The following is a 10,615-nucleotide window of genomic DNA, read 5'->3' on the forward strand; positions in this document are numbered from 1 at the left end:
TCGTCGGGATGGGGTAACGACCGGAGGCGGGACGGGTTGCCGATCGCGCCGCCGGCGCCGCCCGCGGGAGGGTCCGGAAACCGCGAGACGCGCGGCGGGTGGTGCGGCAGGATGGCGGCGTGACCGTGACCTTGACCCTGTGCGTCCTGCCCAGCCCGATCGGGCCGCTGGCCGTCGCGTGCGACGGCGAGGGGCGGGTTCGCGGCGCCGGCTTCGACGGCGACCGGCCCGACGGCCTGAGGCGGACGATGCGGCGGGAGTGGCCGGAGGCGGAGATGGCCGCCGGCGCGGCGCCGGACGAGGTGCGACGGGCGGTGGCGGACTATTTCGACGGCGACCGGGCGGCGCTCGCGCGCGTGCCGTGGACGCTGGACGGCGCCGCCGGGGCGTTCGGGTTTCCGGGGCGGGTCTGGCGGCTGCTGGCCGAGGTGCCGGCGGGCGCGACGATCAGCTATGGCGAGACCGCGAGGCGGGCCGGAGAGCCGGGCGCGGCGCAGGCGGCGGGGGTCGCGCTGAACCGCAATCCGATCCCGCTGATCCTGCCGTGCCACCGCGTCGTGGGGGCCGACGGGTCGATGACCGGCTTCGGCGGCGGGCTGGAGCGCAAGACGTGGCTGCTGGCGCACGAGGGCGCGCTGCTGCTGTAGCGCCGCGGGATGCCGATCGTCGGACACCGTCATCGTCGCCGGGTGCGGATCCAGACGGAGGCAGGCGTCCCCATGGAGGTCAGACGCCCTGCACGACCGGTGAACTCAGGGCTTTCGCAAGCGCGAAATGGCTCCTAGCTTGCCGGGATGTCCTCCGCCGCCCCTCCGTCGTCGTCACGCAGCTTCTTCTCTTCCCTGAGTCTGTGGGTGTTGCTGGCGCTGGTCGGGGGGCTGGCCGCGGGCGCCGCCGCCAGCGAGTGGGGACTGCCCGGCGGCGCGGGCACGGCCGACATGATCTCGGCGCTGGGCGCCCTGTGGCTGAACGCGCTGAAGATGACCATCGTGCCGCTGGTGTTCAGCCTGCTGGTGACGGGCATCGCCTCGATCGCCGACGCGGCCCGCACGGGACGTCTGGCCGCCAAGGCGATCCTGTGGTTCGCCATCCTGATCAGCCTGGCCGTAGTCTACGCCTTCGTGGCCAACTACGGCCTGCTGGCGGTCTGGCCGGTGGACCCGGAGGGCGCCGCGGCCGTACGCGCCGGGGCGCCCGCGCCGCCCGAAGGGCTGGGACCGGGCGCGCCGTTCAGCGAGTTCTTCAAGACCCTGGCGCCGGCCAATCCGATCCGGGCCGCGGCTGAGGACGCCATTTTGGGACTGGTGGTGTTCGCCGTCTTCTTCGGCTTCGCCGCCACGCGCCTGCCCGATCGGCTGAGGCTGCCGATGGTGGCCTTCTTCGAGGCCGTGGGCGAGACGATGATCGTGATCGTTCGCTGGGTGCTGACGGTCGCGCCGGTGGGCGTGTTCGCCCTGGCCATGGGCGTGGGGCTGACCGCCGGCGTGGGCGCCGCCGGCGTGCTGCTGCAGTATGTGTCGGTGCTGTCGCTTGTGCAGATCGGGCTGATCCTGCTGTGCTATCCGCTGGTCATGGCGTTCGGCCGGATGGGGCTGGCGCGGTTCGCGCGCGGCGCGGCGCCGGCGCAGGTCGTGGCCTTCTCCACCCAGTCCTCGCTGGCCAGCCTGCCGGTCATGGTGGAGCGGGCCGTGGACGCGCTGGGCGTGTCGCGCTCGACCGCGGGTCTGGTCCTGCCGCTGGCCGTGGCGGTGTTCCGCATCACAAGTCCGGTGGCCAACATCGGCGTGGTCATCTGGTGCGCCCATGTGTTCGGCATCGAGATTCCGCCGGCCGCCATGGTCGCCGGGGGGCTGACGGCCATCCTGGTGTCGATCGGTGCCGTGGGCCTGCCGGGACAGGTCAGCTTCTTCGTGTCGATCGCGCCGATCTGCGCCGCCATGGGCGTGCCGCTGGAGCTGCTGCCGATCCTGCTGGCGGTGGAGGTGATCCCCGACATCTTCCGCACCATCGGCAACGTCACCGCTGATCTGGCGGTGACGCGGATCGTGCAGGGCGACGACGCGGCGGCGGAGGCCGATCCGGGGATCTGAAGCCGGCCCGCTTGACTCGCATGTCACCTATAGGTGATATGTAACCCGTGGGTTACACGGGAGATCGGTGATGACCGAGAGCGAGCTGCGAGATCTGGACCGGATGCGGGCGCGGCTGTTCAAGCCGGCGCTGATCGCGATGTTCGTCGGGATCATGGTGGGGCTGGCCACGTGGCTGGCCGGTCGGAACGGCGTCGAGATCCCTTACGAGGACGCGGTCATGACCGGGGCGGGGGTGTTGACCGGGGCGTCGCTGATGGTCGCCATCTTCACCTTCGCCGGCTTCAAGGCGTGGACGAAGCTGCACGACGGCGCCGCCGGCCGGGCGGACCGGGAGCAGGCGACGCGCGCGTGGACGCTTCTGCTGATGACCTTCGCGGCCCTGATCCTGAGCGTGGTCTCGGCGCTGGCGGCCGAGCGCATGGTGCACGGGAGGGCGGACGGCATGGACTGGCTGGCGGCGATCAACGCGGTTCTTTACGCCGTGCTGCTGCCGGTCATGGTGATGAACTGGGACGCCCAGGCGCGGAAGCTGAAGAAATGGCTGGAGGACGAACTGGTCCGCACGCTGCAGGCGCGGGCGCTGACGGCGGCCTTCTTCGTCCTGATGGCGGGGGCGTCGGGCACCTACGTCGTCGGCCTGTGGCGCCCGGACTGGGCGATCGTCGCCATGCCGCTGGTGCTGTGGAGCGCGGCGGCCACCGCCTCGCTGCGCTTCGTCATGCTGGGCCGCGCCTACGATGGCTGACGCCCGGCTGGGGTCGCGCCTGAAGGACGTCCGCACCGCCGCCGGCCTGACCCAGGCCGAGCTGGCGGAGCGGGCGGGCGTGTCGCGAAAGACCGTCAACACGGTCGAGAACGGGGTGTTCGTGCCGTCGACGACGCTGGCGCTGACGCTGGCGCGGACGCTGGGGACGACGGTGGAGGAGCTGTTCTTCCTGCAGGACTGAGCTAGCTTTCGCTCGTGTCCACTGCACCTCGACCTGTCGATGCCGCGTCTGAAGATCACGGCCAGCTTGTGGGCGTCGACGGCGGCTTCCTCGCGGAGGCCGTGCCGATCGGCATCGGCGGCGGCCTGATCATCGCCCTTGCTGTCATTGGCGCGAAGGTCGCGACCGGCCAAATTCAGAAGCGGTGCCGCAAGCGGCGCTAGGAGCGGCGTTGACTCCGCTCTTCACTTTGCGCCATACACTGTGTGTCACACACTATGTGACGGGCAGGGTAAAGCGTGATGCCGGTGGACGGCGGTCTGTTCGAGGCGATGAGGCTGGAGCTGCGGCGCGGGTCGCTGGTGCTGGCCGTGCTCGCCTGCCTGCGGACCGAACGGTACGGCTACACCCTGCGGCAGGCGCTGGCGGCGGACGGGCTGGAGATGGAGGAATCGACCCTCTATCCCCTGCTGCGCCGGCTGGAGAGCCAGGGCCTGCTGCTGAGCGAATGGCGCGAGGAGGAGAAGCGGAACAAGCGCTTCTATCGCCTGTCGCCGGCCGGATCCGAAATGCTGGAGGCGCTGACCGCCGAGTGGCGGCGCATCGGCGCGTCCCTTGATCGCATGCTTTGAGGGAGGGGACGATGGCCCTGATCGGCCAGTATCTGGACGCCGTGGCGGCGCAGCTGCCGACGGAGAAGCGCGAGGACATCGTCGCCGAGCTGCGCGAGCTGATCCTGAGCCGTTTCGAGGCCAGGGAAGACGAGCTGGGGCGGCCGCTGACCGAGGCCGAGCAGGAGGCGATCCTGCAGGAGATCGGCCACCCGCTGGTGGTGGCGCAGCGTTATGCCGGCGGGCCCGACAGTCTGGTGGGGCCGGAGCTGTATCCCTACTGGCTGTTCGCGGTGAAGGCGGGGCTGTTCATCGTCGCGGCGGTCCAGATCGTGGGCGCGCTGGCGGCGCTGGCGGGGGGACCGCAGACGTTCGGGCAGGCGATCGGGCAGGCCTTCTCCGGCTTCTTCGACGGAGCTCTGGTGCTGATCGGAGTCATCACGGCGGTGGCGTGGTCGATGGAGCGATGGGGCGGCAAGCCGCGGTGGATGACGGAATGGCGCGTGAAGGACCTGCACGCCTTCACCCTGGCCGATCCGGCGCGATGGGGTCTGGGTGGATCCGGGAAGACGGGCGCCGAGGCGCCGGCCGGCCGGGTGAAGCCGCTGGCGGTGAAGGTCTCGGCCGGCAAGTGGCCGGGGTCGGACGCCCTGTTCAGTCTGATCTTCACCGGGCTGTTCGTCGCCTGGTGGGTCGGAGCGTGGCAGTGGCCCTGGGGCGGCGCGTTCGAGCTGGGCGACCAACTGGTCACCGTGTCCGGCGCGCCGGTGTGGACGGCGCTGTTCGCCCCCATCCTGGCCTATGCCCTGGCGCAGATGGCCGTCGACCTGCTGGGCGTGATCCGGCCGGACATGGTGCGGTTGCGGGCGCTGCTGTCGATCGGCCTGGGCGTGGCCGGGCTGGCTCTGGTCTGGACGATCTTCCAGTGGGGGCACTGGTTCGACCTGACGTCGGCGGACGGAGCGGTCGCGCAGGTGCGCGGCGGGCTCGACCTGCTGCGCTGGGAGACGCTGGACGGCGTCGATCAGCTGGGCCGGTCCCTGTCCGAGCAGGCGCAGGTGCTGGGCACGGTGCTGAGCTTCGTGCTGGCGGGGATCGGGCTGACGATGGTGTTCGCCATCCTCGGCGATCTGGCGAAGGTCGCGCGCGGCCGCTGAGGTCCGTGTCCGAAAACCGCGAGACATGAGACGGGGCGGGGCGCATGCTCCGCCCATGTTCACGAGCGGACCCGAACTGGATCAGGAGGCGTGCTGGCGCGCGGTGCGGACGCGCGACGCGCGGTTCGACGGGCGTTTCTTCACCTGCGTGAAGACGACCGGAATCTATTGCCGGCCGGTGTGTCCGGCGCGGACGCCGCTGCGGGAGAACGTCAGCTTCGTGCCCACGGCGGCGGCGGCGGAGGAGCGGGGCTTCCGCGCCTGCCTGCGATGCCGGCCCGAGACGGCGCCCGAGATGGGCGCGTGGAAGGGGACGTCGAACACGGTGTCGCGGGCGCTGGCGCTGATCGAGGCGGGGGCGCTGGACGAGGCCGACGTCGACGCCCTGGCCGGACGGCTGGGCGTCGGCGAGCGGCAGCTGCGGCGGCTGTTCCGCAAGCATCTGGGCGCGGCGCCGGTCAGCGTGGCGCAGACGCGCCGCGTGCTGCTGGCCAAGGCGCTCATCCAGGAGGGCGACCTGCCGATGGCGCAGGTGGCGCTGGCGGCCGGCTTCGGCAGCGTGAGGCGCTTCAACGAGACGTTTCAGGCCCTGTACGGGCGGCCGCCCTCGGCCCTTCGCCGGCGGGGCGAACGCCCGTGGGACGGCGGGGTGCGGCTGAGCCTGCCGTATCGGGAGCCGCACGACTGGGACGCGCTTCTGACGGCGCTGGCCGCGCGCGGCGAGCGGGTCGAGGACGGCGTGTGGACGCGGGCGCTGACAAAGGACGTGGACGGCGCGGACGGCGTCGTCACGGTCGAGCGGGCCGGTCCCGGGCGGGCGGCCGTGCGGGCCGAGGTCGACGATCTGAAGGCGCTGCCGGGCGTGCTGGCGCGCGTGCGGCGCACGTTCGACCTGGGCGGCGATCCGGAGGCGGTGGCGCGCGATCTGTCGGCCGACCCGGCGCTGAAGCCGCTGGTCGCGGCGCGGCCGGGACTGAGGCCGCCCGGCGACTGGATCGACGCGGGCGACGACGCGCCCGGCGACCGGCTGGACGTGCCGGGACTTGAGACGAGGGCGGAGGGCTGGCGGCCGTGGCGCGCCTATGCCCTCACCCACCTGCGCGCGGCGGGGATCGACCCGCGCGACCTGATCGAGGAGACGCGGGATGCCGCATGAGCTGACGCTGGACCGGATCGAGACCCCGGTCGGGGAGATGCTGGTCGTCACGGACGCCGAAGGTGCGGTGCGGGCGCTGGATTTCGCCGGCTACGAGCCGCGCATGCTGCGGCTGCTGGCGCGGCACTGGGGCGACGTCGCGCTGACGCCCGGGCGAGCGCCGGCGCGGGTGCGCGACGCGATCGCGGCCTATTTCTCAGGCGAGCTGACGGCGCTGGACGCGCTGGAGGTGAGGACCGGCGGCACGGCCTTCCAGAGGGACGTGTGGGCGGCGCTGCGACGCATCCCGGCGGGCGAGACGGTCAGCTACGGCGCGCTGGCGGCGCGGATCGGGCGGCCGAAGGCCGTGCGCGCAGTGGGCCTGGCCAACGGCAGGAACCCTGTGGGCGTGATCGTGCCCTGTCACCGGGTGATCGGCGCGAGCGGCGCCCTGACCGGCTATGCGGGCGGGGTGGAGCGAAAGCGCGCGCTCCTGCAACACGAAGGCGTCACGCCGCGCGCTTGATGCGGTTGTCGTCGTCCAGAAGGACGACGGTCGGAGCGTAGTTGCGCGCCTCTTCCTTGGGCAACTGGCCGTAGGTCACGACGATGACCTTGTCGTTCTTCTGCACCAGCCGGGCGGCGGCGCCGTTGACGCCGATGACCTTCGAGCCGCGCGGCGCGGGGATGGCGTAGGTGGTGAAGCGCGCGCCGTTGGTGATGTTCAGCACGTCCACCTGCTCGTGCGGGAGGATGTCGGCGGCGTCCAGCAGGTCGCTGTCGATGGCGATCGAGCCTTCGTAGTCGAGATCGGCCTGCGTCACGGTGGCGCGATGCAGCTTGGACTTCATCAGGGTGACCAGCATGGGGAGTGCGGTCCTTCCGGCATGGCGCGGGGAAAACGCCCCCGCAGAGCGCCGCTGATATAGGGGTTTCGTCGCCCTGCATCAATCGCGGCGCCGCGCTGCACAATCGTCGGAACCCCGCCCGTGTTCGCTCCTTACGGGAGGTTCATTTGACGGTGACGGTTCCGACCCTATGGTCGAGGCTTCGCGCCGCCTCGGCTGACCGGATCCGGACGACGACCTCTCCCATGAAACAATTCTTCCTGACCGTGCTCGGCGTCTTCACCGGGCTGGTGCTCTTCCTCGTCGTCGTGCCGATGGCGCTGATCATGATGGCCGTCGCCTCGGCCGGATCGAAGCCGTCGATCCCGCGCAACACGGTGGTCGAGCTGGACCTGCGTCAGGGGGTCAGCGACAGCCCGTCCAACAACCCGCTGAGCTTCGGCGGCGCGTCGCTGTCGGTGATCGAGATCGTCGACGGCCTGGCCCAGGCGGGCGACGACGAGGCGGTCAAGGCCGTGCTGGTGCGGCTGCCCGAGACAGGACTCAGCCCGGCCGCTGCCGACGAGGTGCGTCAGGCCGTGCGCCGCCTGCGGGCCAAGGGCAAGATCGTGATCGCCCATTCGCAGGGCTTCATGCCCGCCGGGGCATCGGTGTCGGCCTACATGGTCGGCGCCTCTGCGTCTGAACTGTGGATGCAGGAGAGCGCCAGCTTCCAGATGGCCGGTCTGGCCACCGAGGAGGTCTTCTTCGGCCGCGCCTTCGAGAAGTACGGCGTCGATGCCGAGTTCGAGCAGCGCTACGAATACAAGAACGCCGTCAATGCCTATACCCAGTCCGACTTCACCGCCGCGCACCGCGAGGCGACGCTGGCGTGGATGGGGTCGATCTACGACACGTCGATCGCCGCGGCGGCGACCGACCGCAAGATGACCCCGGCGGCGCTGAAGGCCGTCGTCGAAGCCGGTCCGTGGACGGCCGAGGAAGCCCGGGCGCGCGGCCTGATCACCCATCTGGGTGAGGTCGAACAGGCCGAGGCGGAAGCCAAGCGTCGCGCCGGCCGCGGGGCCGAGATCATCGAGTTCGGCGACTACGTCGGGGCCAAGGGGCCGCGCGAGGGCACCGGTTCGGACGCCATCGCCATCGTCTATGCCGAGGGCGCGATCATGACCGGCACGGGCGGCGGCGGAGATCCGTTCGGCGGCGGTTCCAACATCATGTCGGACGACACCGCCGAGGCCATCTACGACGCGATCGAGGACAAGGCGGTCAAGGCCATCGTGCTGCGCGTGTCGTCGCCGGGCGGATCGCCCGAGGCGTCCGAGCAGATCGCGGCGGCGGTGCGCGCGGCGCAGAAGGCGGGCAAGCCGGTGGTGGTGTCGATGGGCGCCTATGCGGCGTCCGGCGGATACTGGATTTCGGCCGAGGCGGACTGGATCGTGGCGCAGCCGGCGACCCTGACGGGGTCGATCGGCGTGTTCGGCGGCAAGTTCGTGCTGGCCGACGCCCTGGGCCGGTTCGGCGTGGACGTGCGCGGCCTGTCGGTCGGCGGGGAGTTCGCCGACGCCTACGCCGTGTCCGAGCCGTGGACGCCCGAACAGCGGGCGAAGATCTCGCGGCAGATGGACCGGATCTACGAGGACTTCATCACGCGCGTGGCGCGCGGGCGGAACCTGCCGCCGGCGCGGGTGCGCGAGATCGCCAAGGGCCGCGTCTGGACCGGATCGCAGGCGCTCGGCCTCGGCCTGGTCGACCAGTTGGGCGGACTGGAGGAGGCCATCGCCAAGGCCCGCCAACTGGCCAGGATCCCGGCGGACGCCCGCATCCGCCTGAAGCGGTTCCCGACGCCCCTGTCGCCTTGGGAGGCGCTGTCGGAGGCGTTCGGCGTTTCGGGCGAGGCGGCGCGGGCCCTGGTCTTCCTGGGCGGCGTGGCGCAGGACCCGCAGGCCCAGGCGGTGGCGCGTCGCGTCGAGGCCGACCGCATGCGGCGCGAGGGCGCCGTGGTGCTGGCAGACCGGCCGCTGGGCTGAGGCGAAACGTCCCGGACACCGAGGCGTGAACGGCGCGTTCCTTGACCGTTCAGGTCGCGGAGACGACATTGCGAAGGTTGAAGGACGCCCGATGACCCAGTTCGATCGCCTCGCCGCCCTCGGTCCCGACGCCCGCAAGGGCATGGGCGTGATGGGCCCGTTCGCCGCCGTGTTCGGCATGATCGCCGCCGCAGTGGCCATGACGGTCGGCGCCGTGCTGGCCGTGTTCGCGGCCGCCGCCGTGGCGGTCATGGCGGTGGTCGGCGGGCTGGTGCTGGCGCTGGCCGCCTTCGCGCTGAAGGCGCGTCGCGCGTTCGGACGGCCCGCCCGGCGCGCCACGGATCCGGACGTCCTGGAGGCGAAGAAGGTCGACGGCACCTGGGTCGCCTACGGCTGGGACCGGCGCTGACCGCGTCATGACGCTCGAGATCATCGAGGCGCCGTCCCCGAATTTCGACGCCCGCCGCGCGCCGCCGGACATGCTGGTGCTGCACTACACCGGGATGAGGTCGGCCGAGGAGGCCGTGGAGCGGCTTCGCGACCCCGAGGCGAGAGTGTCGTCGCACTATGTCGTGGGCGAGGACGGATCGGTGCTGCGTCTGGTCGACGAGGCCCGTCGCGCGTGGCACGCGGGCAAGGGCGTCTGGCAGGGCGAGACCGACTGCAACGCCGCGTCGATCGGCATCGAGATCGTCAATCCGGGGCACGAGTTCGGCTATCGCGACTTCCCCGAGGCGCAGGTTCAGGCGGTGATCGCCCTGGTGGGGGACATCCGCTCGCGCTGGTCGATCCCGGACGCGCGCATCATCGGCCATTCCGACCTGGCGCCGGACCGCAAGCAGGACCCGGGCGAGCGATTCCCGTGGAAACGGCTGGCGGAGGCGCATCACGGGCTGTGGTTCGAACCGGCGATGGAGCGGGTGGCGGCCCTGGGCGCGCCGCTGAGCCCCGGCGACGAGGGCATCGGGGTTACGGTCCTCAGCGCCGGCCTGCACCGGCTGGGCTACGGCGTCACCGCGCGCACGACCTATGACGACGACCTGCGCCTGACGGTCGAGGCGTTCCAGCGCCACTGGAGGCCGGCGGCGGTCGACGGCGTGGCCGACGGCGAGACGCGCGCGCGGCTGGTGGGGCTGCTGCAGCTCGCCAGTGCGGAGAGCGTGACCGGCGTGCTGAACTGAGCCTGGTTTGACGTCGGGCGTCACAAGGCGCATCCATCCCCTCGCCAGACGGTCGGGCGGTCGCTGTGCTTCGCCAAGGCTTCGCAGGGCTGGCCCTGCGTAGCGGAACGCGAAGCAGGGAGGAAAGTCCGGGCTCCACGGTGAAACGGCGGCGGGTAACTCCCGCCCGGGGCGACCCGAGGGACAGCGCCACAGAAAGCAAACCTCCCTTCTCCGCTAAAGCTACGAAGGGCTTGCCCTCCGAAGCCTCGGCGAAGGAGGGGAAGGGTGAAAGGGTGGGGTAAGAGCCCACCGCGTCCCCGGCAACGGGGACGGCATGGCAAGCCCCGCCGGGAGCAAGACCGAATAGGGACGTCGCGCGGGCTTCGGCCCGCAGGGTTCACCGCCCGAGGCGTCCGGGTTGGTCGCGAGAGCCGGTCCGCGAGGGTCGGCCCAGAGGAATGACCGTCACCCGCTCGCGGGGACAGAACCCGGCTTACAGACCGTCTGGCGCCTTCATCCTTGCCCTACCGCTCGCGCCGCGGGCGCTCGCTGCTTGAGGGCGGGCTTCACTCTTGCCCTACCGCTCGCGCCGCGGGCGCTCGCTGCTTGAAGGCCGGCTTTATTCTTGCCCTACCGCTCGCGACGCGGTCGCTCG

General features: G+C 71.5%; 13 protein-coding genes and 1 other RNA gene. 13 read left to right on the top strand and 1 reads right to left on the bottom strand.

Features of this window, described 5'->3' with window-relative positions; genetic code table 11:
- The first annotated feature begins 119 nt into the window (after window positions 1–119).
- The 9 genes from VGR32_RS05985 (at window position 120) to VGR32_RS06025 (ending at window position 6,448) form a co-directional block, all read left to right on the top strand.
- Window positions 120–647, top strand: coding sequence for a methylated-DNA--[protein]-cysteine S-methyltransferase (locus VGR32_RS05985; RefSeq protein ID WP_327449077.1), 528 nt, complete (start codon window positions 120–122; stop codon window positions 645–647).
- Window positions 648–794: 147 nt separating this feature from the next.
- Window positions 795–2,090: a dicarboxylate/amino acid:cation symporter gene (locus VGR32_RS05990; protein ID WP_327449079.1), complete on the top strand. Its 1,296-nt coding sequence runs from the start codon at window positions 795–797 to the stop codon at window positions 2,088–2,090.
- Window positions 2,091–2,160: 70 nt separating this feature from the next.
- Window positions 2,161–2,838: a hypothetical protein gene (locus tag VGR32_RS05995; RefSeq protein WP_327449081.1), complete on the top strand. Its 678-nt coding sequence runs from the start codon at window positions 2,161–2,163 to the stop codon at window positions 2,836–2,838.
- Window positions 2,831–3,040 (top strand): helix-turn-helix transcriptional regulator, encoded by a 210-nt coding sequence (locus VGR32_RS06000; RefSeq protein WP_327449083.1) that lies wholly within the window; start codon window positions 2,831–2,833, stop codon window positions 3,038–3,040. Before VGR32_RS05995 ends, VGR32_RS06000 begins: the two co-directional genes overlap by 8 nt.
- A 14-nt stretch (window positions 3,041–3,054) precedes the next feature.
- Window positions 3,055–3,243, top strand: a complete 189-nt coding sequence (locus VGR32_RS06005) for a hypothetical protein (RefSeq protein WP_327449085.1) — start codon at window positions 3,055–3,057, stop codon at window positions 3,241–3,243.
- Between the two features lie 78 nt (window positions 3,244–3,321).
- Window positions 3,322–3,651, top strand: coding sequence for a PadR family transcriptional regulator (locus tag VGR32_RS06010; protein WP_125256456.1), 330 nt, complete (start codon window positions 3,322–3,324; stop codon window positions 3,649–3,651).
- 11 nt (window positions 3,652–3,662) lie between these two features.
- Window positions 3,663–4,787 carry an HAAS signaling domain-containing protein gene (locus tag VGR32_RS06015; protein WP_327449087.1) on the top strand — a complete coding sequence of 375 codons (1,125 nt, stop codon included), beginning with the start codon at window positions 3,663–3,665 and terminating at the stop codon, window positions 4,785–4,787.
- 55 nt (window positions 4,788–4,842) lie between these two features.
- Window positions 4,843–5,943, top strand: a complete 1,101-nt coding sequence (locus VGR32_RS06020; protein WP_327449089.1) for a bifunctional transcriptional activator/DNA repair enzyme AdaA — start codon at window positions 4,843–4,845, stop codon at window positions 5,941–5,943.
- Window positions 5,933–6,448 carry a methylated-DNA--[protein]-cysteine S-methyltransferase gene (locus VGR32_RS06025; RefSeq protein ID WP_327449091.1) on the top strand — a complete coding sequence of 172 codons (516 nt, stop codon included), beginning with the start codon at window positions 5,933–5,935 and terminating at the stop codon, window positions 6,446–6,448. Before VGR32_RS06020 ends, VGR32_RS06025 begins: the two co-directional genes overlap by 11 nt.
- On the opposite strand, the gene panD is transcribed toward VGR32_RS06025, so the two are convergent.
- Complete coding sequence (panD, locus tag VGR32_RS06030; protein ID WP_327449093.1) at window positions 6,432–6,788, bottom strand: aspartate 1-decarboxylase; 357 nt, start codon at window positions 6,786–6,788, stop codon at window positions 6,432–6,434. The genes VGR32_RS06025 and panD overlap by 17 nt on opposite strands.
- A gap of 227 nt (window positions 6,789–7,015) precedes the next feature.
- Between panD and sppA the strand changes: the two genes are divergently transcribed.
- From sppA to rnpB, 4 genes are all read left to right on the top strand, one after another.
- Window positions 7,016–8,797 carry a signal peptide peptidase SppA gene (gene sppA / locus VGR32_RS06035; RefSeq protein ID WP_327449095.1) on the top strand — a complete coding sequence of 594 codons (1,782 nt, stop codon included), beginning with the start codon at window positions 7,016–7,018 and terminating at the stop codon, window positions 8,795–8,797.
- A 91-nt stretch (window positions 8,798–8,888) separates the two neighbouring features.
- On the top strand, window positions 8,889–9,206 hold the full coding sequence (locus VGR32_RS06040; RefSeq protein ID WP_327449097.1) for a hypothetical protein: 318 nt from the start codon (window positions 8,889–8,891) through the stop codon (window positions 9,204–9,206).
- Between the two features lie 7 nt (window positions 9,207–9,213).
- On the top strand, window positions 9,214–9,978 hold the full coding sequence (locus VGR32_RS06045) for an N-acetylmuramoyl-L-alanine amidase (protein WP_327449099.1): 765 nt from the start codon (window positions 9,214–9,216) through the stop codon (window positions 9,976–9,978).
- Between the two features lie 44 nt (window positions 9,979–10,022).
- Window positions 10,023–10,472: RNase P RNA component class A (gene rnpB, locus VGR32_RS06050), an RNA gene on the top strand.
- Window positions 10,473–10,615 lie beyond the last annotated feature (143 nt).

The organism is Brevundimonas sp. (genome assembly GCF_035935935.1).
Classification (GTDB): domain Bacteria; phylum Pseudomonadota; class Alphaproteobacteria; order Caulobacterales; family Caulobacteraceae; genus Brevundimonas.